The organism is Flavobacterium sp. 28YEA47A (assembly GCF_041262125.1).
In the GTDB taxonomy this organism is placed as follows: domain Bacteria; phylum Bacteroidota; class Bacteroidia; order Flavobacteriales; family Flavobacteriaceae; genus Flavobacterium.
In genome coordinates this window covers 226,387-252,933 of sequence record NZ_JBGCCI010000001.1, presented here as the reverse complement: position 1 = coordinate 252,933, position 26,547 = coordinate 226,387, and the positions used below count along the sequence as shown (strand labels likewise).

Annotated in this window: 23 protein-coding genes; 16 read left to right on the top strand and 7 right to left on the bottom strand. The window is 36.6% G+C overall.

The genetic code is table 11. The annotated features are described in order from the left end of the window. Positions 1–18 precede the first annotated feature (18 nt). The gene (locus tag ABH942_RS01155; protein WP_370029134.1) at positions 19–750 is read right to left on the bottom strand and encodes a cyclopropane-fatty-acyl-phospholipid synthase family protein; all 732 of its coding nucleotides are present in this window, start codon (positions 748–750) and stop codon (positions 19–21) included. 83 nt (positions 751–833) lie between these two features. Here ABH942_RS01155 and ABH942_RS01150 point away from each other — a divergent pair, with 83 nt between their 5' ends. The 4 genes from ABH942_RS01150 (at position 834) to ABH942_RS01135 (ending at position 4,449) form a co-directional block, all read left to right on the top strand. Continuing rightward, the gene (locus ABH942_RS01150) at positions 834–1,994 is read left to right on the top strand and encodes a class I SAM-dependent RNA methyltransferase (protein WP_370029132.1); all 1,161 of its coding nucleotides are present in this window, start codon (positions 834–836) and stop codon (positions 1,992–1,994) included. Beyond that, positions 1,994–2,830, top strand: a complete 837-nt coding sequence (locus ABH942_RS01145; RefSeq protein ID WP_370029131.1) for a helix-turn-helix domain-containing protein — start codon at positions 1,994–1,996, stop codon at positions 2,828–2,830. The genes ABH942_RS01150 and ABH942_RS01145 overlap by 1 nt, the downstream gene beginning before the upstream one ends. Before the next feature lie 64 nt (positions 2,831–2,894). Next, positions 2,895–4,157, top strand: a complete 1,263-nt coding sequence (locus ABH942_RS01140; protein WP_370029129.1) for a hypothetical protein — start codon at positions 2,895–2,897, stop codon at positions 4,155–4,157. A gap of 58 nt (positions 4,158–4,215) precedes the next feature. Next, positions 4,216–4,449, top strand: coding sequence for a hypothetical protein (locus ABH942_RS01135; RefSeq protein ID WP_370029127.1), 234 nt, complete (start codon positions 4,216–4,218; stop codon positions 4,447–4,449). A 1-nt stretch (position 4,450) separates the two neighbouring features. Here ABH942_RS01135 and ABH942_RS01130 read toward each other — a convergent pair whose 3' ends face one another. The 3 genes from ABH942_RS01130 to rlmD are packed head-to-tail and all read right to left on the bottom strand — an operon-like array spanning position 4,451 to position 7,137. Further along, a complete protein-coding gene (locus ABH942_RS01130; RefSeq protein ID WP_370029125.1) occupies positions 4,451–5,203 on the bottom strand; it encodes a DUF6048 family protein in 753 nt (250 codons plus the stop codon). Continuing rightward, positions 5,175–5,720 carry a DUF6452 family protein gene (locus ABH942_RS01125; protein ID WP_370029124.1) on the bottom strand — a complete coding sequence of 182 codons (546 nt, stop codon included), beginning with the start codon at positions 5,718–5,720 and terminating at the stop codon, positions 5,175–5,177. The genes ABH942_RS01130 and ABH942_RS01125 overlap by 29 nt, the downstream gene beginning before the upstream one ends. Positions 5,721–5,724: 4 nt before the next feature. Continuing rightward, on the bottom strand, positions 5,725–7,137 hold the full coding sequence (gene rlmD / locus ABH942_RS01120; protein WP_370029122.1) for a 23S rRNA (uracil(1939)-C(5))-methyltransferase RlmD: 1,413 nt from the start codon (positions 7,135–7,137) through the stop codon (positions 5,725–5,727). A 158-nt stretch (positions 7,138–7,295) separates the two neighbouring features. Between rlmD and ABH942_RS01115 the strand changes: the two genes are divergently transcribed. The 3 genes from ABH942_RS01115 (at position 7,296) to rocD (ending at position 9,802) form a co-directional block, all read left to right on the top strand. Beyond that, positions 7,296–7,853, top strand: coding sequence for a DUF1697 domain-containing protein (locus ABH942_RS01115; protein ID WP_370029120.1), 558 nt, complete (start codon positions 7,296–7,298; stop codon positions 7,851–7,853). Positions 7,854–7,937: 84 nt separating this feature from the next. Then, positions 7,938–8,354 (top strand): OsmC family protein, encoded by a 417-nt coding sequence (locus ABH942_RS01110; RefSeq protein ID WP_370029118.1) that lies wholly within the window; start codon positions 7,938–7,940, stop codon positions 8,352–8,354. Positions 8,355–8,557: 203 nt separating this feature from the next. Continuing rightward, positions 8,558–9,802, top strand: a complete 1,245-nt coding sequence (gene rocD, locus ABH942_RS01105) for an ornithine--oxo-acid transaminase (RefSeq protein ID WP_370029117.1) — start codon at positions 8,558–8,560, stop codon at positions 9,800–9,802. Positions 9,803–9,851: 49 nt separating this feature from the next. Here rocD and ABH942_RS01100 read toward each other — a convergent pair whose 3' ends face one another. Beyond that, positions 9,852–10,184: a CCC motif membrane protein gene (locus tag ABH942_RS01100; protein WP_370029115.1), complete on the bottom strand. Its 333-nt coding sequence runs from the start codon at positions 10,182–10,184 to the stop codon at positions 9,852–9,854. A gap of 20 nt (positions 10,185–10,204) precedes the next feature. Continuing rightward, the gene (locus tag ABH942_RS01095; protein ID WP_370029113.1) at positions 10,205–10,480 is read right to left on the bottom strand and encodes a DUF2752 domain-containing protein; all 276 of its coding nucleotides are present in this window, start codon (positions 10,478–10,480) and stop codon (positions 10,205–10,207) included. Between the two features lie 110 nt (positions 10,481–10,590). Between ABH942_RS01095 and ABH942_RS01090 the strand changes: the two genes are divergently transcribed. Next, a complete protein-coding gene (locus ABH942_RS01090) occupies positions 10,591–10,776 on the top strand; it encodes a hypothetical protein (RefSeq protein WP_370029111.1) in 186 nt (61 codons plus the stop codon). Beyond that, positions 10,766–11,320, top strand: coding sequence for a Smr/MutS family protein (locus ABH942_RS01085; protein WP_370029109.1), 555 nt, complete (start codon positions 10,766–10,768; stop codon positions 11,318–11,320). Before ABH942_RS01090 ends, ABH942_RS01085 begins: the two co-directional genes overlap by 11 nt. Before the next feature lie 51 nt (positions 11,321–11,371). Here ABH942_RS01085 and ABH942_RS01080 read toward each other — a convergent pair whose 3' ends face one another. Next, positions 11,372–12,361 (bottom strand): hypothetical protein, encoded by a 990-nt coding sequence (locus ABH942_RS01080; RefSeq protein ID WP_370029108.1) that lies wholly within the window; start codon positions 12,359–12,361, stop codon positions 11,372–11,374. 127 nt (positions 12,362–12,488) lie between these two features. Between ABH942_RS01080 and ABH942_RS01075 the strand changes: the two genes are divergently transcribed. From ABH942_RS01075 to ABH942_RS01045, 7 genes are all read left to right on the top strand, one after another. Continuing rightward, positions 12,489–15,242: a histidine kinase gene (locus ABH942_RS01075; protein ID WP_370029106.1), complete on the top strand. Its 2,754-nt coding sequence runs from the start codon at positions 12,489–12,491 to the stop codon at positions 15,240–15,242. A gap of 253 nt (positions 15,243–15,495) precedes the next feature. Continuing rightward, entirely contained in the window at positions 15,496–18,573 is a 3,078-nt protein-coding gene (locus ABH942_RS01070) for a SusC/RagA family TonB-linked outer membrane protein (RefSeq protein WP_370029104.1), read from the top strand. A gap of 11 nt (positions 18,574–18,584) precedes the next feature. After that, positions 18,585–20,009 carry a RagB/SusD family nutrient uptake outer membrane protein gene (locus ABH942_RS01065; RefSeq protein WP_370029102.1) on the top strand — a complete coding sequence of 475 codons (1,425 nt, stop codon included), beginning with the start codon at positions 18,585–18,587 and terminating at the stop codon, positions 20,007–20,009. Between the two features lie 12 nt (positions 20,010–20,021). Further along, positions 20,022–21,392 carry a glucoamylase family protein gene (locus ABH942_RS01060; RefSeq protein WP_370029100.1) on the top strand — a complete coding sequence of 457 codons (1,371 nt, stop codon included), beginning with the start codon at positions 20,022–20,024 and terminating at the stop codon, positions 21,390–21,392. 3 nt (positions 21,393–21,395) lie between these two features. Next, entirely contained in the window at positions 21,396–22,094 is a 699-nt protein-coding gene (locus tag ABH942_RS01055; protein ID WP_370029098.1) for a prolyl oligopeptidase family serine peptidase, read from the top strand. A gap of 26 nt (positions 22,095–22,120) precedes the next feature. Beyond that, positions 22,121–24,361, top strand: coding sequence for a beta-glucosidase BglX (bglX, locus tag ABH942_RS01050; protein ID WP_370029096.1), 2,241 nt, complete (start codon positions 22,121–22,123; stop codon positions 24,359–24,361). Between the two features lie 91 nt (positions 24,362–24,452). Then, positions 24,453–26,540 carry a glycoside hydrolase family 97 protein gene (locus ABH942_RS01045; protein WP_370029094.1) on the top strand — a complete coding sequence of 696 codons (2,088 nt, stop codon included), beginning with the start codon at positions 24,453–24,455 and terminating at the stop codon, positions 26,538–26,540. Positions 26,541–26,547: the final 7 nt, after the last annotated feature.

Below are 26,547 nucleotides of genomic sequence, written 5' to 3'. Positions count from 1 at the left end.
GGCAGTTTTTTGCCTAAATTATTTGAAAACCATGATTAGCCTTTCGCTGTCGTTCTTATAGAACTTCTTTAATTTATAATCCCCAAAAGTATCCAACAGGAATATGCCTGCTTCTTCCATCATTTCCTCAAAATCCTGTAACGTTAATGCCTGTACTTTTTCAACAAAATGAAATTTTTCACCTTTGACTTCAAAGTCTATTTCTTTGAAAATATGATTGTCTTTTACGTATCTTTTGATTTTAAACTCGATACCTTCAACAGTTTTTGTTTCTTCAGGAACCAGATTGTTAATGACATGATGAACATTCATAAAATCGATTACTGCAAAACCATATTCTGATAAACTTTCTTTAATAGCTTGTAAGGTAGTACGATTGTCTTCATCATTTTCAAAATAACCAAAGCTCGTAAACAGATTAAAGATAGCGTCAAATTTTTCATCAAACGGAATTCTCATGTCGTGGACAGTAAAATGCAGTTTGTTGTTTGAAAATTTAGAAGCTTCAGCAATACTGTTTTCTGACAGGTCGGCTCCGGTTACATCATATCCCAACTGATTAAGATATATCGAATGTCGGCCTTTTCCACAAGCAAGATCCAGTATTTTTGCGTCTTCAGGAAGATTTAGATAGTTGGTGATATTGTCCATAAATACTTGGGCTTCCTCATAATCCCGGTCTTTATAAAGTATGTGATAATAGGGAGTGTCGAACCAGGAGGCAAACCAAGTATTTTTTTCTTTTTGCATCGTATTGAATTAAGCTGCAAATTTAGTGTATTTTTGCATAAAATAACTATAAGTATTCCCATATTTAGGGGAGTAAAATCAGTATGGAGAATTTTAAAATGATAGCCAAAACTTTTTTCGGATTTGAAGAAATTTTGGCAAAAGAATTGCAAATTTTAGGCGCACAAAAAGTAGAACAGGGCGTAAGAATGGTCAGCTTTGTAGGAGATAAAGGATTTATGTATAAGGCCAATCTCGCATTGCGTACGGCTTTGAAAATTTTAAAGCCAATTTATTACTTCAAAGCAACCAACGAACAGTCCTTATATAAAGGAATTTCAGGTATCGACTGGTCGGAGCACTTAAACTCGAACCGTACTTTTGTGATTGATACTACCGTGCATTCGGATTATTTTAAACACTCGCAATTTGTCTCCCAAAAATGTAAGGATGCTATTGTAGATCAGTTCAGAAGCAAGACTGGAGCACGACCAAGCATTGATAAAGACTACCCGGATTTGAGAATCAATATCCATATCGATAGAGATCAGGTTTCGGTAGCTTTAGATACTTCTGGAAATTCTCTGCATCAGAGAGGTTATAGGATCGCTACCAATATAGCACCAATTAATGAAGTACTGGCGGCTGGAATGTTATTGTTATCCGGTTGGGACGGACAAGGACATTTTTTAGATCCAATGTGCGGTTCAGGAACTATTTTGGCGGAAGCAGCAATGATAGCCTGCAATATTCCGGCGAACCTGAACAGAAGAGAATTTGCTTTTGAAAAATGGAATGACTGGGATAACGACCTTTTTGACCAGATTGTAGATTCCTTATTGAAAAAGGTAAGAGAATTTCATTATACGATTCAGGGCTATGACAAGGCTCCGTCAGCGGTTTTAAAAGCAAAAGACAATATCAGGAACGCCAATCTGGACGAATATGTTTCTATAACCGAGAAAAATTTCTTCGATACTGAAAAAGCAACACAAGGCCCGTTGCACATGGTTTTCAATCCACCGTATGGCGAACGTCTGGATATTGAAATGGAACGTTTTTACAAAAACATTGGTGATACCTTAAAGCAGGGCTACCCTAATACCAATGCCTGGTTTATCACGGCAAATATTGAAGCGTTGAAATATGTAGGGCTTAGACCTTCCAGAAAAATCAAACTATTCAACGGAAGCCTAGAAGCAAGGCTGGTGAAGTATGAAATGTATGAAGGCAGCAAAAAAGCCAAATTTGCCCAAGCGGACTGATGATGGAAAAATTTGTTTCTGTACAGCCTAAAAGCGAAATAATCAGAAAGTATATCGCTTATTATTATTTCCATAGCTGTACCGATACTAAATTTGAAAAATCATTCGTTTTTTACCCGAATTATAAAAATGCGTTAACGGTTTACAAAAATGCTGAAATTCTATTGTCTGAAGAAGGGACAACCGTTTCAGATTCTAAAACAAAACAGTTGCGTGTTTTATATACCACAAACCTTGACAAAAGTATTCGAGTCAGATTTAAAGGTGCTTTTGATAAGATAGGAATCGTTTTTGCTCCGTTGGGATTCAATCATTTTGTCGATAAGCCTCTTTTTGAAGTTCTTTCGGAAAGAGTAGGCTATTTTGATTACTTCGGTCTTTCTTTTAAAGAATGTATAACAGCTGTTTTTGAAGAGAGTGAAGAATCTGAAAAAGCAAGGCTTCTGGATTCCTTTTTTGAAAATAGGCTGGCAGATTTTGACGTCCCTATTCTTGAAAAAGCGGTAGATGAAATTATAACATCTGGCGGACTAGCCAAAGTTTCAGAACTCTCAGAGAAATTAACTACAAACCGGAAAACATTATTACGATTGTTTCAAAAACACCTGTTATGTTCTGTTGAAGAATATAAAAAGATGGTGCGATTCCGACAGGCGATTAATTTTTCACAAGAGCAAAACGGAGCGAATACACTTACTGAAATTGCACTTTTTAGCCAATATTATGACCAGGCCGATTTTATCCGCCAATTCAAATCCATTACAAAAGAATCTCCTAAAAAAGTCATTCCTTCCATTTCAAAACTGGGTGATGAAACCTATTGGAAATTGGAATAATGTCCCAATCGTACAATTAAGTATGAAAAGTTAGGCTTTAATTTGTCCAACTCAAACAAATGTTATGGTATTCAGAATTGCATTTATCTTGTGTTTTTTTCATCTACAGTTTGCATTTTCGCAGGAAAACAAGCAGGACTATCTTTCAAAAAACAAATTTGACCTGAATAGGCTATCTGAATTTCCGCAGTCGGGAATGAAAATCATCGGTTTTGGAGCCTATCATGGAAGCGCAAAAACGGAAGAAGCCGAACTTTTGCTAATGCAGGCTATTTTGAAAAATAACAATATCCGATTTTATTTTCCGGAAACGGATTATAGCATTGCTTATTATTTTAATGAATACTTGCAAAACGGCGATGAAAAACTGCTGAAAGACCTTGTGATTACTTACGGTACAAGAGTGCCGCAAGAGCGTTCTGTAGAAACGTTTAAGAAATGGAAAAACCTCAAAACCATAAACGATAGACTACCTGCAGACAAGAAAATAAAAGTTCTTGGCACTGATCCTATTGTAACCTATAAATATACATGCAGACACCTGCTTTTACTGGCTAATACCGAAGCAAATCAATGGAAAAAGCTGTCAGAACTAAAAGAAATGGTTGAAAAGGATACTGCAAATTATTCGCCCTATAAAGAAAGCTATTCTAAAAAGATGCTCAGGGAATTTGTTGCCGATTATGAAGCCGACACAAAAAGCTATGAGCGATTTATCAATAATCAAAAGCAATTTGACTATCTCATCGCTACCATAAAAGCAAGTTTTGAAGAATTTTCAAGAGAAGAAAGCATTTATACTAATTACATCGCGCTTTCAAAGATGTATAACTTTGATGAAGGAGTGAAGTTTTTCAGATATGGATTTGCCCATTTGATGAAAATAAGAGAAGAAGATCATTTTGCCTCATTCTTTACCCGGCTGATTGAAAATGAGGTTTATAAAAAAGAAGAAATAGTTTCGGTTTTGGGCTATCTTACCAAGTCGAGAGTGATTTGGGATGATGTTTTTGATAAACAGGGTAATTATAAAAAATCAACTACAAAAGGTGGTTTTGGCATTGGAGATTACAGCAAAGAATATTTCAAAGGGATTGATAAACTGAAAAAACAAAAGGTTTCAGATCTTATTCTTTTTAGATTAAATCAGCCTGAAAGCCCATATCAGCAAAAAGGCTGTTCTGATTTAATGGAAGTAATTGTGAAGTCCAAATCGGAGCATGTCGTTAATTACAGTAAAAAATGCACGGCAGATTTTATTGATTATGCTATTTTGTTAAGTCATTCAAAAGCCAATACTTCTGTCTATAAACTTTCGGAAGAATAATTTTATGGTTAGCTTTGCAACTAATACGAGCTGGAAACTAATCTAACAAATTTTTACAATGACTCTAAAAACAAAAGCATTCCTTTTTCAATTATTATCTTTTGCGATTTTGTTTATCATTTTCCGTTTCCTGGTAGCGGCTTATACCAATTTACATGGATTCTGGATTCCTGTAACGGCTTTTATGGTTGCAACCCTTCTTTCCCCTCAATTTCAGGCGGTAAAAACAAATGATGGAGAAAAACTTTTTATGAAGTGGATTTTCATGAAGGGAATCAGACAAATCAAATAGCCTATTCTTTCTTTTTACCTTTATCTTTATCCTTGTCTTCAGTCTTAGGAAGATTCTGCTTTTTATAAATAGGAATAAAGTAACTCACAGTATAGTTAAAACCTACGCCAAAGTCACCGTCATAAGTACGATTAAAGCCCGGAATATAAAGATTGTCAAAATCACTTGGTTTTTTGTTGGAAACAAGGCGATTCATACGCAGTGTAAAACCCATGAAAAAATTGTCAAAAACTTCTGCTTTTATACCAGCTACAAACTCTACCCAATGGGCCGAAAGTCCGGAGTATTTTCTTGAAACGGTAATCACATCCGATTCGTCGAAATAAGGGTGCGGGTTGTAAATAGAATAACTGTTCAGTTCCTGAGTAAAAGAACTAAAACCATAACGCATTCCTAGTGTAATCATGTTTTCCATGTCCAGCCAGTTTTTGTAGATATTGTAGTCAAATCCGGCTTTGAAATAGGTTCCTTTTGTTGTAAAGTTTAGTTGGGGCTCATCGGTTGTTTTATTTTCGTTTCCAATTTCCCCTGCAATGTAGATTTTCTGCGTCAGACGGTAATCACCAGTAATCTCAAACCCTTTATAATCACTGTCATAAATTGATCTGGCAATTTTATATAAGTCGGTACCAACACGTAGTCCGTAGCGTTCAGTCCTTGGAACGACGGTGTCCTTTTTTTTGTCTTGTGCAAAAGCGGATAATGAAATCAGCACTAAAGCCAGATTAAAAATAGATTTTAATGTGTATTTCATTTTCAGTTTCTATATTAGGTGTTTCGACAACAATATTGCTTATCCATCGATTATTGTCAACAGAAGTAGGTTCTTGTAATGGACTATCGGTCAGAGTAAAATTAGTCTTATAACCGCAAGCTCTGGAAACATAAATTTCTCTTGTTGTATAATTGAAGGTAATCTTGTCTGCATTGCGAATAGCGGGATTCGTATTGGTCGAATTTTGAATAAGTGTATATTCTATTGTTTCTCCAGTGATTTTTAAAGGCAACCCAATTTTATTCGCGCTGGTCAGATAACGGTTAGGGTCTGTAGATGTCAACCCTTCATTAAAAACAACTCCAGTTGTCATTCCTGTTGCTATAGCAGTAAGATTAGTGACAGGTTTTAAGATAGCAGGATTGTCTTTTTCACGGAATTCAACCATCAGCCTAGGAGTAGTAGGAGTGGACCCTGAACAGATATCATCCTTTTCACATCCGAAAAAGCAGATAGCTATAAAAAGTACCATAATTATATTTTGAATCTTCTTCATCAATTTATCTTTTTTCCAAAAGTACAACATTTTCAACGTGATGCGTTTGCGGGAACATATCTACCGGACGTACTTTTGTCACTTTGTAAAATTCATCCATTAAAGCAAGATCACGAGCTTGTGTTGCCGAATTACAGCTTACATATACGATTCTTTTTGGAGCGATTTTTAAAATCTGCTCAATAACGTCTTTATGCATGCCGTCTCTTGGCGGATCGGTAATAATTACATCCGGTTTTCCATGCTGGGCAATAAAAGCCTCATTGAAAACCACTTTCATGTCGCCCACAAAAAATTCACAATTGGTAATATTGTTGCGTTTGGCATTTTCTTTAGCATCAGCAATAGCTTCAGGAACGGCTTCAACACCAATTACCTTTCCAGCTTTTTTAGACACAAATTGCGCAATAGTCCCTGTTCCTGTATATAAATCATATACCAGTTCATTACCTGTCAGTCCTGCGAAATCACGGGTGATTTTGTATAACTCATAAGCCTGGTCAGAATTGGTCTGGTAAAAGGATTTGGCATTAATACTGAATTTTAAGCCTTCCATTTCTTCCAGTATATAATCTCTTCCGTGGAATAAAATTACATTCTGGTCATAAATCGTATCGTTAGGTTTGCTATTGATTACATACTGCAACGATTTGATATTTGGGAATTTTTCCAAAAGGAAGTTAAGCAATGCTTCTCTTTGTTCTTTGTTTTCTTCAAAAAACTGGATCAAAACCATGATTTCGCCTGTTGAAGCAGTACGGATCATCAAGGTACGCAAAAGACCTTCGTGGTTTCTTGGGTTAAAAAATGGCAGACCATGCTCGTTAGCATAATCTCGTATTGAATTACGGATAGCATTAGAAGGATCTTCCTGAAGATGACATTCAGTAATGTCTAAAATCTTATCCCACATTTTTGGAATATGGAAACCAAGAGCATTTCTGTTGCCTAAATCTTCGTCGCTTTCAATCTCTTTTTCGGTTAACCATCGAGCATTTGAAAAAGAAAATTCCATCTTGTTTCTGTAGAAAAACTGTTTTTCAGAACCCAGAATAGGTTCAAAATCCGGCAATTCAATTTTACCGATTCGTTTCAGATGGTTAAAAACTTCGTTGTTTTTGTAAAATAGCTGTTTTTCATAAGCCATATTCTGCCATTTGCAGCCTCCGCAAGCTCCAAAATGCTGGCAAACCGGCTCAACTCTGTCTGTAGAATATTCATGAAAAGCAATGGCTTTTCCTTCGTAATAGGCTTTTCTCTTTTTAAAAGTCTGTATGTCGACTACATCGCCAGGCACGACATTCGGAATAAAAATTACTTTTCCGTCTGGCGCCTTGGCTACTGAAACTCCTTTGGCACCTGCATCCAGCACCTTAATATTTTCAAAAACGATCTTGTCTGTCTTCTTTCTTCCCATACGGCAAAAATAAGTGATTGTTCTGTTTTTTGAATTGAAATTAAGAAAATTTTTCGGGTCTGATTTTCGGAGCTTTATTGGTTAATTTTTAATCGGTATAAAGTTGTTTGGGATACTGTTTTTTATAAATTTGGAAAGAAATTTTAAAAAAGAAAATCATGAAATCGTATGTAGCTTTGCTTAGAGGGATCAATGTAAGTGGTCAAAAGCTGATTAAAATGGAAACTTTAAGAAAGGTTGTGGAAGATTTTGGTTTTCAAAATGTTAAAACCTATATACAAAGTGGGAATATTCTCTTTGATGTCTCTGGAAACCCAACTCCGGAGCTATTGGAAAGCCAAATCCATGAGCTGATTAAAACACATTTTGGCTTTGATGTTTCGGTTGTGGTAACCGATAAGGAAATGCTGCAATGGGTTTCGAAAAATAATCCTTATTTGAAAGAAAAAGAGATAGATTTGAAAAAACTCTATATTACTTTTTTGGGTACAGAACCAGTAAAGGAGAATATTGAAGCATTACAAAACGCGAGCTTTGAGCCAGATGAAATTGTCATAAATAAGAGAATTATCTTTATGAAATACAATAACCCGGCTGGCAATTCAAAACTCAACAACAAATTAATCGAGAACAAGCTAAAAGTAACGGCGACTGCACGAAACTGGAATACCACACTGAAGCTGTTGGCTATGTTCCAGGAAAGAGCCGCTTCTTAGGTCCTTGATGTTAAAGTTTATAAAATTTGATTTCTTTCCGTTTTTGATTTTCGTAATTTTAAGAAAAACAAATCTACAATAGTTATGAAAAGAAATGCAACAGCAGTTTGGGAAGGTTCGCTCAAAGAAGGAAACGGGAAGATTTCTACCCAGAGCACAGTTTTGAGTAACGCTCAATATTCGTTTAAGACTCGTTTTGAACACGGAAACGGAACAAATCCTGAAGAGTTGATTGCCGCGGCACATGCCGGCTGTTTTACAATGCAGTTGACAGCCTATTTAAATGAAGCAGGTTTTAGAGTTGCCTCTATAGAGACCAAATGCGATATTGATTTTCAGGATGGCAGCGTAGTAGGCTCGCATTTGTCAGTTTTAGGAAGAGTCGATGCAATTTCAACAGATAAATTTCAGGAATTGGTTAAAAAAGCAGAAACGACTTGTCCTATTTCCAGATTGCTGAATACTAAAATTACTTCTAATGCAACATTAGTGCTGCCTTAAGGTTTACTATTTGCGTAGCTTTTAAAGATATATGAATCCCATTTTTGCATCTGAAAAGTCAGTTGGAGAAATGGGATTTGCTTTTGCTTTCATCAGCTACAACGATTGAAAATTCATTTGAATTCATTAATTTTGCAATGCTATATGGATGATTTCTCTCCACAAGAAGGAATTGATTTTTGAAGAATTAAAATACTCTCACAATGTCAGTTTTAGAAAAAAACAATGCCTCAGAAGCTATCTCTTTAGAAGATAAATTCGGTGCGCACAATTATCATCCGCTTCCTGTAGTTTTAAACAGAGGAGAAGGCGTATACGTTTGGGATACGGAAGGGAGAAAATACTATGATTTTCTTTCAGCTTATTCTGCCGTAAATCAAGGACACTGCCATCCTAAGATTATCAATGCTTTGATTAACCAGGCGCAGACCTTAACGCTTACTTCCAGAGCTTTTTATAATGATAAATTAGGAAAATACGAAGAGTTTGTAACCCGATATTTTGGTTTTGATAAAGTACTGCCAATGAATACAGGAGCCGAAGCAGTTGAAACGGCTATCAAAATCTGTAGAAAATGGGCATACGAGAAAAACGGGATACCGGAGAATGAGGCTCAGATTATCGTATGTGATGGAAATTTTCACGGAAGAACAACAACGATTATTTCTTTCTCTAATGATGAGAATGCCCGTAAAAACTTCGGTCCCTACACTGCCGGATTCATCAATATCAATTATGATGACCTGGAGGCTTTGGAAAAAGTTTTGACAACTCAAAAAAACATAGCCGGCTTTTTGGTAGAGCCAATACAAGGAGAAGCGGGAGTGTATGTGCCGTCTGAAGGTTATTTGGCAAAAGCCAAAGCGCTTTGCGAAAAACACAACGTTTTGTTTATTGCAGACGAAGTACAGACCGGAATTGCCAGAACCGGCAAATTATTAGCCGTACATCATGAAAACGTACAGCCGGACATACTGATACTTGGAAAGGCCTTATCTGGAGGTGCTTATCCTGTTTCGGCAGTATTGGCAAATGATGAGATTATGAATGTCATCAAGCCGGGACAACACGGTTCTACTTTTGGAGGAAATCCTATTGCAGCTGCAGTTGCTATTGCGGCTTTGGAAGTCATAACAGAAGAAAAGCTTGCAGAAAATGCCGATTATCTTGGAAATATTTTCCGTGAAAAATTAGGAGAATATATCAAGACCAGCAATATCGCAACTTTGGTTAGAGGAAAAGGATTGTTGAATGCAGTTGTGATTAATGATACGGAAGAAAGCGATACGGCATGGAATATTTGCTTGGCGTTACGTGATAACGGACTTCTTGCAAAACCTACACATGGCAATATTATTCGTTTCGCACCGCCTTTAGTCATGAATGAAGAGCAATTGCTGGACTGTGTTTCCATTATTATCAAGACCTTAAAAGAGTTTGAAAGATAAAATTAAAAAAGCCGCTTATAGCGGCTTTTTTTTATATGTCATGTGGGAGTTAAGCCCCAAACGTATCTTTTATAAAGGCTTCTACTTGTTGTGGATCTTGCATACCTTCCAATCCAAGTCGAGAAATTAACCAAATATAAAAAAGTATAACCAGCATATTAAGAACAATTCCAATTATAGCCAGAATCTTACCTGTATTTAAATTAGAGTAGTTGGAATATAACTCAGGGCTTTCAAGATAAAGTTTCTTATCTTTTGCAGCTAATACAAGTGCTACAATGGCAAGGATTAATCCAATTACTCCATAACAGCAACAAGTTAGGATAGATAAGATGCCCAGGATAAGAACAGCTAAAGCATTAGGTAATTTTTGTTTTTCCATAGATAAAAAGATTTAATTGTTTAATTGGTGATTTTGTAAATGTAAGAAATTACCATTATTACTGCGTTGATTATTGCTAAAGAAATTATTGCTTTATGGTAATTGCGTGTCTTGTCGATGAAATTCAGTCCTATAACTATGAAAAATAGGATGGTGGTATAAATAGCCGGAAACATATGGAATGCATCCACAAACTCTCCCCTGAAAATTAAAGCTATAGCTCTCTGCGTACCACAACCGGGACAGTCAATTCCAAAAAGTTTTTTATTCATGCAGGGAATCATATATTCTTCCATAGCTCATAATTTTACTATTACAATTTTACGAAAAAAGCATAAAGTTTTGGATGTGTCCGGAAATTATTTTTAAAGTTTCTTACTTTTGGCAGATAGCAATTAGAATCAGGATGAAAAAAATATACATACCCATTATAGCACTTGCAGGTATTTGTGCATTATATGAACAGAGTAAGGAGAAGCCAAATGTCTATATTATGATTTTTGGTATAGCCATTTTTATGTATGGAATGATGAGGCTGACGGCAAAAGTGCCAAGTAAAAATCAAGATAATTCTGAAGAGGATGTTAGTTAAAGGAGATAGGGTCACGGTTATTGATGAAGCAGTCAATGGTATTGTTTTGTCGGTCAAAAATGATGAAATTACAATAGAAACTGACGATGGATTTCAGTTGACATATTTTGTCAATGAGTTGATTAAAATTCAGAAAACCAGTGATTTAAATTTTGGAATCGGAAGTCATAATTTAAGTCAGGTTTTAAAAGAAAAAGAAATTCCAAAACCAAGGAGTTTTATAAAAGAAAAGAAGACAAGAGACGAAAGAGGCGTTCCGGAATTCGATTTACATATTGAAAAATTGGTTCCAAACAAAAGAGGGATGTCTAATTATGATATACTCACGCTTCAAACTGAAACAGCAAAAAGACATATCGAATTTGCTATCAGAAACAGGATTCCAAAAATTGTTTTTATTCATGGAGTTGGTGAAGGTGTGTTGAAAGCTGAGCTTGATTTTTTACTCGGACGCTATGACGAAATAATTTTTCAAGATGCCGATTATCAAAAATACGGTTTGGGAGCTACAGAAGTTTATATCAAGCAAAACCCTAGCAGATAAAAAAAGCCCGATTAAAACAATCGGGCTTTTTTATACTATAATTTTGACTGATTAATTTGTGGTTATATAATCGCCAAAAGTTTGAACGTCTTGTACAAATGTATTGTTTGTAGGTCCTATTTTTTTGTATTTTACTGCTGTTAATGTGATTGTATGGACAAGATTGTTTCCATCTACGGCAGTATCAATTTTGATTACTCCTGTAGAATTTACTCCATTTAAAACTCCATCTTCAGCTTGCCATTCTTCGTACAGTTGAGGCAGCCCTGTTTCGGTACAAAGAGCATTAGCAGTCACATCACCACCATACAGTCTATAAGTAATCTGATTGGTATCGTCTACCAGATAACTTTGAGAACCGGCTCCTTGTTGAAAAACCGAAGGAGGCATGTCCAGAATTATAACTTCATTAAGATTCTGTTTGTTTGCATCATTTCCAACATTAGAGTCGAATATCTTGAATAGTTTGTTGTTTGAGCATTTTTGGATTGCTGCAGTACTAAAAGCAAAGCGAATGTTCGTTTCGGTCTGGTACTTACCAAAAATATATTCTGTATAAGTTACGGTTCCACCACTTGCATTTGACAAGGTAATACCCTTGAAAATAATGGTGTGGTCATATTTTGCCTCTTCTCTTTTTGTTGTATTATCTACCGGAGTAGTTTTGATTTCAATAGTACCACTGGATTGATCAGCAGTACTCCATTCGTCAACTACTGTAGGAGTTATGGGAGGAATGATAGAACAAAAATAGGAGTTGGTAACCGGGCCGTTAAAAACGCGGTAAATAATTTTATTGGCGGCAGAAATAGACAATGAGCTCTGTCCTTCTAAGTTTTTGAAGGGAAAAACGTTTGTTGGAAATTTGATTAGTAAGGCTTCGTTATTGCTCAGTTTAAAAACAGAGTTTAAAACGTCTGCATTGTTCGAACAATTTGCAGCAATAGCATTGCTGAAATCGAACGAGTCAAAAGTCATGTCGCCATCGTCACAGGCAGTCAACAAAAACAGACAAGACATTATTCCTAGGTATTTTTTCATTTCAATAGAATTTAAAGCAAAAATAGTTTTTTTTATTATTTGGAACAGCAGCATTAATTTTTATTTAAGTATCGTAGGGAATCAAAACAGAATATGTTCTTATATTTGAAATAAATCCCTAAAAATCGTGAAGTTAAAATCCTTACAGTTTTTATTCGTTTGTCTTTTTTCATTGTGCATACAGGCGCAGGAATTGCTGCCTTTTGTAGAGAATTTTACGAAATCAGATTACAATGGAGATAATCAGGTATGGAATGTAACGCAAGGCGGTGACAATGCTATGTATTTCGCAAATAATCATTATTTTTTGAGATACAATGGTGTGAAATGGGAGAAATATGACCTTCCTAACAAAACGGTTATCCGCTCGATATTTATTGATGGAGATAAAATTTATTCCGGCTCCTATAAAGAATTTGGCTATTGGAAAAGAATTAACGGTAAGATGGAATATTTTTCGCTTACAAGAGGCAAGAATATTTTTCAAGGCGGATCCGATAATGAGGAAATCTGGAAAATCTTTAAATATAAAGACAAGTTATATTTTCAGACTTTTAATGAAGTCTTTATTTATGATGGAAAAACGATACAAAAAGTAGAATTCCCATCCCAGATTTCATATTGCTACCTGATAGATAATGAAATTTATGTTGCCACAGTCCGAGAAGGCATCTATATGATGGAAGGCACAAAGTTCGTTAAGAGAAATAATTGGGAGATTTTAAAAGAAAATGTCATCCACCACATTGAAAAACACCAAGGTAAGGTCTATATTTTTTCAAAAAACAATGGTGTTTTTGTAGTTATTGATGGCAATCTTGTGCCTTGGAGTCATCCGCTAAATGAAGTCATCAAAAAAGAAGTTCTCGTTACGGCGAAGTTTGTTGATGAGAATACCTTGGTTATTGGTAGTGGATTGCAGGGACTGTATATCATTAATCTTAAGAATGGAAGTTACAAGAACCTAAACAGGCAGAATGCACTTAAAAATAATGCAATCTTGTCCATCGGTATCGATAAGGAAAAAGACTTATGGTTAGGATTGGATAACGGAATATGCCATGTTGAAATTAATTCTCCTGTTCAGATTTTTTCTGACAATTCGGGTATTTTAGGTTCAGTCTACTCACTTTCTACAATTGACAAAGGCTATCTTTTTGTAACCAATCATGGAATCTTTACCTGTAAAAATAATATACTGGAAGTCCTTCCCAATTCACAAGGACAGGTTTGGGATATATTTAAACGAGGCAACGAATTTATTATAGGGCATAACGACGGAACATTTTTATATGATGGAAGAACAGCACGATTGCAAAAAGTCAGTCCTATAAATGGTGGATGGAAATTCTTAAAAGGAGAATTTGAAAATGTATATTTTCAGGGAAATTATGCCGGTATTGTAGTATATGAAGATATTAATGATCTGTCCAAATACAAGCTTTTGGATGGACTGAAAAAACCAATCAAAAATTTAGCCCAAAACAAGCGAGGAGAATTATGGGCTGCGGATAATTATCGAAGCCTTTATAGAATCTTGTATGATAAGAATTTCAATGTCAAAAAAATTGAAAATGTTTCGCTTCAGAACGGCATAAAAAATGATTATGGCGTAAAGCTCTTCAGTTATAAAAATGAAATCCTGTTTTTGATAGATAATAATTGGTATGTCTATAATTCTATTTCTGGAAAATTAGAAAAAGACAAGATTTTTAATGCCTCTTTTAAGAACACGGCTGACATCATACCTATCAATGATGAGAATTTTATTGTATTAAAAAACGGATTGCTCTATGTAGTCTCCCAAGTAAAAGACCAATTTGTTTGGGAACTTATTCCGGAAAAATACTATGAAGGAAGAATCATCATGGAAAACATAAAGATATACCAGGACGGCGACCATTACTTGATGAATTTGGATGACGGTTTTATTTCTTTTAAAATCAATAACAATAGACGTCGTATTCAGGGAGTCTATGCCGAAGCTTTTTATCATGAAAAATTGATTGATAAAAATACGCAGATAAAATACAACCAGTCAGTTGAAGTAAATGTAATTTCAGAATACTTTGGCTACAATCGTCCTGACCTGTTTTATAGACTGAATGATTCCAATGACTTTGTACCTATAAAAAGAGGTAATCTAATTCTTAACAACCTTAGCAGCGGTTTTCAGGAACTTGAATTTTATTATAATGACGGAACTAAATACAGTAAAGTGGCTACTTATACATTTACTGTCAGGAAACCATGGTATTTTTCATTCTGGATGGTACTGTTTTATATTTTGATTATTTCAGGTAGTTTCTTCCTCTATTATCGTTGGAATAAAATCAGATATCTTGAAAAGATTAAACTGAAAGAAGAAGAGCTAAAACACCAAAAAGAAATTATTGAGTTAGAGCTTAATGCGGAAAACAAGCTAAAATTACAGGAGTATGAAAAACATATTCTTGAAATTGAAGTCCAGAATAAGGCGTATGAAGTGGCCGGAAAATCACTTTCAATTGCCAAACAAAGTGAGATGATTGACAGCATTCAGGAAATCTTGGAAACGGAAAAAGACGTCAACCAGATCAAGAGCAAAATTAAAAAGTCAATTAAGATCAACGCCCTCAACAAAAACGAATGGGAAAGTTTTGAGCATAATCTGATGCAGAGTCATGAAGAATTTGTCCACAAACTCTCTAATAAATTCCCAATGCTTACTTCAAAAGATATTAAGCTGTGCATTTACCTTAAAATGAATTTATCTTCAAAAGAGATTGCCCCGTTAATGAATATTTCATTTCGCGGTGTCGAGCTACATCGTTATCGATTGAGAAAAAAATTAGGACTAACCTCTGACGATAATCTTTCCAAGTTTATGATTAATGTATAAAATTGAATTCTTTTTTAATAATAATTAAATAATTTCATAACATTTTTATTAAATAACAATACATCAATACTACATCATCATCCAATTTTAAAGCGATTATAAATGTAGTTATTGTTTTTATAATGTATTGATAATCAATTTTTTATTTTGTTTTTATTTTAAAATGATGTGTTTGTGTAGTGAGTTCTTCAAGTTTACTACAACGTTGTAATTTGTACTTTGGTAACACTAACTTTTAACAAAATATAAACAAATGAAAAACTTTATTTTCGGGGTATTCGTACTTCTTTTCTTCCAGGGCCATCTCCATGCTCAGGATATAAAAGGTAAGGTACTGGATGAAAATGGACTCCCACTCCCTGGAGTCAACATTTTGGGTTCCACATCAAGCTCAGTATCCGATTTTGATGGAAATTTTTCAATTAATGCAAAAGTAAACGAGCCGCTTACGTTTACGTTTCTTGGTTATGTTACACTCACAATAAATGCGGCAGAAAACATGAGCGTGTCTATGAAAATGGCAAGCACAGATCTTACTGAAGTAGTAGTAGTTGGATATGGTACTCAAAAAAGAACAGACCTTACCAGTGCTATTTCAACAATCAAATCAGATCAGATTACCAAACAGCCGGCATTTAATGCTTTGCAGTCCATACAAGGTAAGGCGGCAGGTGTAAATATCATCGCTAATGATGCACCAGGTGCAACACCTACAATCATTATCAGAGGTTTAGGAACTGCTGAATCAGGAAGATCTCCTATGTATGTCGTAGACGGTATTATCACGGGTAGCATTGCTAACCTGAATCCAAACGACATCGAGTCTTTTGACATTATGAAAGATGCGGCTTCAGCTGCTATCTACGGTTCAAATGCTGCTAACGGAGTTGTATTTATTACAACAAAAAAAGGAAAACTGGGAAAAACGACCATTAAGATCAATTCTTTTTATGGCGCAAAATCAATACTGAATCCTGTTAAAATGGCTAATTCCAGCCAGTTTGTTACTTATTTTAACGAAAGTAGGGCGGCTATTGGAAACCCAGACAGACTATCACTTAACCAACCTTATAATACGGATTGGTATGATGCATTGACGGGAACAAGTTTCTCTCAAGGAAATGATATTTCTTTTTCTGGCGGTTCAGAAAATGTGACCTACTATTTTAGCTATAACAACTATGAAGAAGACGGACTTTTGGAAGGGCATAAAGTGGCAAGAAATGTTTTAAGATCTAATAATACATTTAAGGCTTTTGACGGGAAATTAAAAATTACACAAAATGTTAGCGCTGCATTTACCAAATCCACTCCAAAACCATACAGTTCATTTACTGAAGCCTATAAGCAGGCTCCTATAATTCCGGTTTATTATCCTGATGGAAGATATGGAATGTCATTTTGGAACAAGACTACAGGATTGCCAGACTACATCATTGGAGCCGGACAACAAGGAGGTCGATTAAATTCTATTGGAAACCCGGTTGCGAACGTGAATTTCCAGAATGAGAAGAATAAAATGATGGAGATTCAGGGATTACTTCAGGCTGACTATACGATAACAGATTGGCTGACAGCTACGACTCGATTTGGAGCTACAAAATCGTATTCTAAAACTAGGATTTATAATAATATTCGAGGCCGTTATTTGGCAGCAGATCCCCTTAGAACTCTTACGGATTTTCAAAATGCTCAAAACGGAGCACCTACTTCTACTGAATTTGCTAATAACTCTCTCTCTTATAAAGATGTTGAAAGTTTCAGATACAACTGGGATACTTATTTAACAGCAAGCAAATCATTTGGCAAGCACAATTTTAATGCTACAGCAGGTGTAACAAAAGAAAGAAGAAATGATGTGTATGAATCTTTCATGGAAGGTTACGGTGTTCCGGAACAAGAAAATTACTGGAATCTGGATATGGCATCATTAAATTATACTAAAGTTGTCAAGCAATTTTATCAAACTCCTACAAATGTTCTTTCTTATTTTGGAAGGCTTCAGTATAATTTTGATGAGAAATACTATGTTTCAGGAACTATCAGAAGAGATGGGAACAGTAATTTTAAAAAAGATGCTGATTATTGGGGAACATTCCCATCCATTAGCGTGGGTTGGGTGCTGACCAACGAAAATTTCCTAAGTGGTATCAACAATTTGGATTTTCTTAAGCTAAGAGCAGGTTATGGTGAAGTAGGGAATGCAAATGTACCTTTTAATGTAACTTCAATTATTACAAACCCAGGTAGTGCGAATACGAATTATGTTTTTGGGCCAAATCAGGATTTAGTATTTGGTGGAGCTGTAGGATCGCCAGCGACAAATTTGTCTTGGGAAGTTACTAAAGAAATTAATGCGGGTGTTGATTTTGAATTGCTTAACAGAAGATTGTCTGGTAGTTTTGATTACTATAATAGAATAAATACAAACGCAATATTAAATGTAAAGCCAATTCTAAATTCACCTGCATCTCAAAATTACTTTGATCATGGAGGTGAGGTAAGAAACAAAGGATATGAAGTTGCTTTGAATTGGAGAGATAATATTACTGACGATTTTTCATATAGCATAGGCGTTAATTATGCCCATAATACAAACACCTTAGAGAATGTGAAACCTGCTTACGACGGAATGACAGGCGGTAGCCTTGGTGATGGTCAAATCACGAAAAGATTACAGCAAGGACAGCCAATATATTCATGGTGGCTGTTAGAAGCAGACGGTGTTTGGCAAAGTCAGGCAGAAATTGACGCCAATCCGCACATCGGAACGCCTCAGCCTGGTCAGTTACGTTATAAAGATCAGAACGGAGACGGTGTAATTGATGATAGAGATAAGAAATTCTTTGGCTCTTATATCCCAAAATTCTCTTATGGAATCAATGTAAGTCTTGCCTACAAAAATTTCGATCTATCTGTTGATGGATTTGGAGCCGGTGGAAACAAAGTTTATAACGGACTTAAAGGAACCCGTGTAGATGCAGGTGAAAATATCGCTGCTGAAACATTCAACAATCGTTGGACTGGGCCAGGAACTTCAAATACAAATCCAGGAGCAAATAGAGATGCCTTGTCTTCAAGCTATTATTTAGAAGATGGTGACTATTTCAGAATCAACAACATTACTTTAGGATATACTTTTAAAGACATGTTCAATATTTCTAGGCTTAGAATTTATGGAACGGCACAAAACCCTTTCCTGTTCACTAAATATTCAGGATTTACTCCGGAGTTGAATAATAGTGGGGCACCAAATGAGACAGCCGGTATTGAATTAGCGGCTTATCCAAATATCAAAACTTTCATTTTTGGTGTAAACATTGAATTTTAAAAAAAAATAGTATGAAAATAAATTATAAAAAAATTGTTTGTCTTTCATTCGCTCTTGGCGTATTAGTTGGATGCGACGATTTCCTTGATGTAGATTCAAGAGAAAAGATCACTGAAGAAGATAGCGGAGAGAACCTGGAGCCAGTTGCTTTTGTCAATGGAATCTATGGAATGATGACAGAGTGGGATTATGCCTTCTCATATCTTGGAATTACTGAAATCATTTCTGATAACGCAGATAAGGGCAGCTCGCCTGGTGACCCGGGTGGTGATAAAGGATTACTTGACGGATTGACTTTTACAGCTACTGCGGGTTCTGTTGAAGCCATGTGGACGAACTGGTATAAAGCAATTGGACGTGCTACATATTCCATAAGTTATACAGAAAATTACGGACTTACAGATACGGCTTATAAAAACAGGCTAATTGGAGAAGCCAAATTCCTTAGAGCCTATCACTACTTTTTCTTAGTAAGAGCTTTTGGCGACGTGCCTTTACAACACGTTGATTTAACTGTGAGAGTTCCAAAAGCGCAGGTTTATGATTTTATCAAGCAGGATTTGCTAGATGCTATTCAAGTATTGCCTAAAAAGAGTGAATATGCATCTGCTGATTTAGGAAGGGCTACAAAAGGTGCTGCACAAGCTTTATTGGCTAAAGTTTACCTGTATGAAAAAGATTGGCAGAATGCTTTTAATTATGCTGATCTGGTGCTTACTTCAGGGGAATACGGTCTTGAGTTGGATTATGCCCAAATATGGAGAGTCAATACTGAAAATGGTAGAGAATCTATTTTTGAAGTTCAGGCCCGTGGAGAATCAATTGCTCACGGAGTACAGCAATATTCAGAAACACAAGGCGCCAGAGGACCAAGCGGTTGGGGTTGGGGATTCAATACACCATCTCAAAATCTTTTGGATGCCTATAATGCAGAAGGTGATGTTATCAGAAGAGATGCAACGATTATCTTCAGAGGCGAAACTATGTATGATGGACGTATCGTAAGCACCGCCGTAGAAAACCCAATGTATAATGAAAAAGCCTATTCCAGCGCTAATGCAGGTGCCGCAGACGGTGATAAAAACATTAGAGTATTACGACTTGGAGAAATTTATCTGATTCATGCTGAAGCAGCTAACGAGTTGGGCAACTCTGACGCAGCACTGGCTTCATTGAAAAAAGTTCGCGACAGGGTAAACCTTGGAGAAATAACTACAACAGACCAGACTTTATTAAGAAATCTGATTTGGAAAGAAAGAAGGTTAGAATTGGCTTTTGAACATGACAGATGGTTTGACTTGGTAAGAACCGGACAAGCAGCACAAGCCATGCAAGCCAATGGAAAACCTTTTGAAGTGGGTAAACACGAACTATTCCCAATCCCGAATGCTCAATTAATACAAACACCAGGTTTGGGACAAAACCCGAACTGGTAATAAACTCTATTGATGAAATACTTATTTTTCATATTCTTAATATTTGCAAGTTGTGGTTCAAACGAATCGTCTTCAAAAGGAGACGATTCGTCCACACCTGCAACGCCAACGCCTTTGACTGATGATGAATTAGTGGATGTGGTCGAAAAACAAACATTTAAATATTTCTGGGATTTTGCCGAGCCAAACTCAAAACTGGCAAGAGAAAGATACCATCCGGATGGTAATTATCCGGAAAATGATTCTAACATCGTTACGACCGGAGGTTCCGGTTTTGGACTGATGTCAATAATTGCAGCAACTTCCAGAAATTATGTTTCGAGAAGCGAAGCAGTATCCCGATTGAATACAATTGCAGATTTTCTTGCCAATGCGGACCGTTTTCACGGTGCATGGCCTCATTGGATGGACGGAACTACCGGTCGTGTGAAACCATTTGGACAAAAAGACAATGGCGGTGACCTGGTAGAAACCGCTTTCCTATGTCAGGGAATAATTTGCGTGCGTGAGTTTTTCAAAGACGGTACTGCCGAAGAAAAAGCGTTGGCTCAAAAATTTGACAATTTATGGAAAGGCGTAGATTGGAATTGGTATAGAAACAATCAGGATGTCTTGTATTGGCACTGGTCGCCTGATTATGCGTGGGAAATGAACTTTCCTTTAGAAGGCTATAACGAATGCCTGATTACGTATGTCCTGGCCAGCGCCTCACCAACACATTCCATAACTCCGGCGGCCTATCATAAAGGATGGGCAAGAAATGGAGGAATCGTTTCTGCCGCAACAAAATATGGAATTCCTTTATTGTTAAAGCATAACGGAGCCGAACAGGCAGGAGGGCCGCTTTTTTGGGCGCACTATTCTTATTTGGGATTAGATCCCAAGCAATTAACAGACCAGTATGCTAATTATTGGGATGTCAATGTCAATCATACAAAAATCAATTACAAGTACTGTGTCGAAAATCCGGGAAATTTTGAAGGATACGGCCCAAATTATTGGGGATTGACCGCTTCTTATTCCAGAAATGCAGACGGAAGTATTGGTTATAATGCGCACATGCCTAGCAATGACTTAGGAATTATATCGCCTACGGCCGCTATAAGTTCAATTGTGTATACTCCGGCAGAATCGCTGGCGGCAATGCGTAATTTTTATGAGAACTACAGCGGGCAATTATGGGGACCTGCCGGATTTTATGATGCACACAGCAAACATTATGGTTGGACAGCCAAAAGATATCTGGCTATTGACCAAGGACCTATAGTTGTTATGTTAGAAAATTACCGTTCAGGATTGCTTTGGAATTTATTTATGAATGCTCCGGAAGTACGTCAAGGTTTGGTAAATCTTGGATTTCATTCCGGAAAATATGGATTTTAAAAAATGAAAATAAAGCTGGCTTTATTAGGCTTATTGGTATCCGGTATCTCTTTTGCGCAAAAAGATATTACCGGAACCATTACTGCCGAAATCATTACAAAAAGTGAATTGAATTATGCCTTGCACATTCCAAAAAATACAAAAGGAAAGAAACCGCTGATTGTTTTTCTTCACGGTTCAGGAGAAAGAGGCTCAGACATTGAAAAGGTAAAAATACACGGCCCTTTCAAATATTTAAAAAGTAATGAATTAGATAGTTACGTTCTGGCACCACAATGTCCTGAAAATGAATATTGGAATGCAGAAGTCTTATATAAATTGATACAAAAAATTCAAAAAGAAAATAATATCGATTCGGACAGAATCTATCTCACAGGCTTGAGTATGGGGGCCTGGGGTGCCTGGAATCTGGCCTTTGCATATCCTGAACTGTTTGCTGCACTCGTGCCTATTGCAGGATTTGTAGACCGAGTGCCCATGATGGAAAATTGTAAGATTAAAGATATTCCCACACGCATTTTCCACGGACTGGTAGACGATGTTGTAGATGTTAATTATTCCATAGCCATTTACAAGAAATTAAAAACATGCAGTAGAGACATCCAACTGACCATTTTCGATGATGCCAATCACGATAGTTGGAGCAGAGTATATGACAACAAAGAAATTTATGACTGGATGATGAAACAGCACAAACAATAAACAAATTTCCCTAAATAAATATCATAATGAAATTTAAAACAATATTGCTATTATTAGCGGTTTCGCTTACTGCTAATGCCCAGAAAGATAAAAAGAAGAGCCAAATCAAGCCAAAGAAAGAGTTTATTTCAGAACTGATGGCTAAGATGACAATTGATGAAAAAATTGGGCAGCTGGTGCAGTTTACAGCTGACGGGACCATAACCGGGCCAGCTGCCGGAGATAATTTTATCGAACAAATCAAAAAAGGAAATGTAGGTTCCATATTGAATGCGACTACCGTTAAATATACAGCCGAACTCCAAAAGATGAATCTTGACAATTCAAGGCTCAAAATACCATTGCTCTTTGGATATGATGTGATCCACGGTTATAAAACTATTTTCCCGATTACTTTGGGAGAATCGGCTTCATGGGATTTGAATGCTGTTGAGTTAGCAGCGAAAATTTCTGCTGCCGAAGCAGCTGCCGGCGGCGTTCACTGGACGTTTTCTCCAATGGTAGATATTTCCCGCGATCCGCGTTGGGGAAGAGTATCCGAAGGTGCCGGAGAAGATACATATCTAGGCTCAAAATTAGCAATTGCCCGTGTGAGAGGTTATCAGGGAAATGATCTTTCGGCAATCAACACCATTTTAGCCTGTACAAAACACTTTGCAGCTTATGGAGCTGCCGAAGCCGGACGCGATTACAATACAGTAGACATGTCAGAAAGAATGCTAAGAGAAGTTTATCTGCCGCCATTCAAAGCTACTGTTGATGCCGGAGTCAGGACTTTTATGACTTCCTTCAATGAAATTTCAGGAGTTCCGGCTACCGGAAATAAATTCCTGGTTAATGGAATTCTAAAAGACGAATGGAAATTTGACGGCTTTGTCGTAACCGATTATACGGGAATGAACGAAATGATACCTCACGGCTATGCAAAAGATGAAAAACACGCGGGCGAATTGGCTCTGAATGCAGGTGTTGACATGGACATGGTTGGCGGAATCTACATGAAGAACCTTAAAAAATCATTATCAGAAGGAAAAGTTACCGAAGCCCAAATTAATGATGCCTGCCGAAGAATACTCGATGCAAAATACGATTTAGGCTTGTTTGAAGATCCATACCGATACAATGATGCCAAAAGAGAAAAGGAAGTAACCTATAAAAAAGAATATTTGGATGCTGCTTTGGATGTGGCAAACAAATCACTGGTATTGCTTAAAAACAACAACAATACACTTCCGTTGAAAAAAGAACAAAAAGTAGCATTTGTTGGACCGTTAATTAGTGATGAATACAATATTATTGGTTCTTGGGCGGCATCAGGCGACAGACACGGATTTGCCGTTAGCGTTGAAGAAGGAGTAAACAAGATCATCACAGACAAAAGCAAGATCAGTTTTGCAAAAGGTGTTGAAATTCTGGATAAAAAAAGAGACATGATGCAGGCTGCTATCGACAATGCAAAAAAAGCAGACGTTATCGTTGCCGTCATGGGCGAATTTGAAAATATGACAGGAGAGGCCGCTTCACGTACCAATATTGACCTGCCTGGAATCCAAAAAGAATTTCTGGCAGAATTAAAAAAACTGGGCAAGCCAATTGTTTTGGTGTTGCTAAACGGACGACCTCTGACATTAGAATGGGAAGACCAAAACATGGATGCTATTATTGAAGCCTGGTGGCCTGGAACAAGAGGTGGTGATGCAATTGCACAAACGCTTTATGGAATCAGCAACCCAAGCGGGAAACTGCCAATGACTTTCCCTAGAAATGTAGGACAGATTCCATTGTATTACAACCATAAAAGTACCGGACGTCCGTATTTAGGAAAAGCAGACAACGAACAAAAATACAAATCACGCTATATTGATGTAGATAATTCTCCTTTATATGAATTCGGTTATGGACTAAGCTATACAAACTTCACCTATTCTAACTTCAAAATTTCTTCACCTAAAATCAACTTCAATCAAAAATTAAAAGTTACAGTTGAGGTGGGCAATACAGGAAATTATGATGGAGAAGAAGTAGTTCAACTATATATTCGTGATAAAGTAGGATCTGTAACCAGACCGGTAAAAGAATTAAAAGGCTTTCAGAAAATCTTCTTGAAAAAAGGAGAAAAGAAAACGGTTGAATTCGAAATTTCTTCCGAAGACTTGAAATTCTACGGAATTGACATGCAATTTGCTGCTGAGCCTGGAGATTTTGAAATCTTTGTCGGCGGTACATCGGCGACAGACATGAAATTAGAGTTTGAGTTAGTTAAATAATTTTTTTTGTGAGTTTTAAAAAGCCCTTTAGGTTTCTCTAAAGGGTTTTTTTCTAAAACCGATTAGCTACCTTTAGCGAAATTTTTACATTATGAAAAACATCTTTACCCTATGCCTTCTCGTATTCGCAGGATTTTTAAATGCACAAACAGTCCAATCTCCATCTAAAGAAATTACTGTCGCTTTTAAATTAACAGCTAATGGACAACCGTCTTACTCAGTAACCTACCAAAACAAGCCTGTCATAAAAGAAAGTCTGTTGGGAATTACTTTGAAAGATACGGAAGCATTAGATTCAGGATTTGAAATAACAAATACCCAAAACAAAAGCGTTGACGAAAGCTGGAAACCGGTACTTGGCGAACAGTCCGTGATTCGCAATAAATACAATCAGGCCATTTTTTCATTGGTACAGAAAGCTACGGGAAGAAAACTGGACATCGTTTTCAAAGTATACAACGAAGGAGTTGCCTTTAGATATGAATTTCCAAAACAGGACAAGCTGAATTATTTTATCATTTCTGATGAAAAAACAGAATTTAACCTGACAGGAAACCATAAGACTTTTTGGATTCCGGGTGATTATGATAGCCAGGAATATGTGTACAACGAGACAAAATTATCAGAAATTGATAACGACAAATTAAACCTGAACAATGGTATAGCCGTAAAATCTATCGGAGGACGTTATGTCGTTCAATCGCCATTGATGATGAAATCGGCAGATGGCCTTTATCTTAATATTTTTGAAGCAGCCGTAGTCAATTATCCGGTAATGCATTTGGATGTTACTACCTCTAACTATAAAATAAAATCGCATTTGGTGCCTAACGCTATAGGTGATAAAGCCTATTTGCAAACTCCGGCAGTTTCTCCATGGCGTACGATTATGGTAAGTAATGATGCAAGAGCTATTGTCAGCTCAAAAATGATCTTAAACCTGAATGAACCATCCAAAATAGATGATACCTCATGGATTAAGCCTATGAAATATGTAGGCGTTTGGTGGGAAATGCATGTGGGTGTTTCAACATGGGATTTGAGCGGTACGCAAGATGCATCTCAAAAAAGCGTAGGTAAGAAGCCTCATGGCGCTACTACAGAAAACACAAAACGTTATATCGATTTTGCTGCCAAGCATGGTTTTGACGGTGTATTGGTTGAAGGATGGAACGTAGGTTGGGAAGATTGGTTTGGAAATTGGAAAGAAGAAGTTTTTGACTTCACAACACCATATCCGGATTTTAATATACAAGAAATCAGCGATTATGCCAAGTCAAAAAATGTAAAGATGATTATGCACCATGAAACTTCAGGTTCTGTTGCTAATTATGAAAGACGTCTGGACAGAGCCTTGAATGTAATGAAAAAATACGGCTATCCGGCAGTAAAAACTGGCTATGTTGGAAGAATTATCCCAAGAGGCGAATTCCATGACGGACAGAGTATGGTGAATCATTTCAATTATGTTCCGCAAAGAGCGGCAGAATATAAAATTATGGTCAATTCTCATGAATCATCACGTCCTACTGGTGTAAGCAGAACATGGCCAAACTATATTGCTGCTGAAGCTGCAAGAGGAAACGAATTCAACGGTTGGAGTAACGGAAATCCGCCAACACATGAAACTATTCTTCCTTTTACACGTCTTTTAGGAGGGCCAATGGATTATACGCCGGGCGTTTTCGAAATCAAGATGAGTCATTATGATCCTAGTAAGACAGAACAGGTACATACAACGCTTGCCAAACAATTGGCACTCTATGTTACGATGTATTCACCATTGCAAATGGCTTGCGACCTGCCAGAGAATTATGAAAGATATGCAGATGCTTTCCAATTTATCAAAGATGTTGCAGCAGACTGGGACGAAAGTAAATATCTGGAAGCAGAACCGGGCGATTATTTGACGGTTGCCAGAAAAGCCAAAGGAAGTGAAAACTGGTTTGTTGGTGCAATTACAGACGAGAATCCTAGAAATACTACAATTTCACTAGACTTCCTAACACCTGGAAAAAAATATAAGGCTATTATTTATCAAGACGGAAAGACAGCCCATTGGGAGAAAAACCCAATCAATTATGAAATCAAGACGATTGACGTGACTTCTAAAAGCAAATTGAAGTTAAATATGGCAGCTGGTGGCGGGACAGCAATCAGCATCTTTCCGGTAAAGTAAACTATGA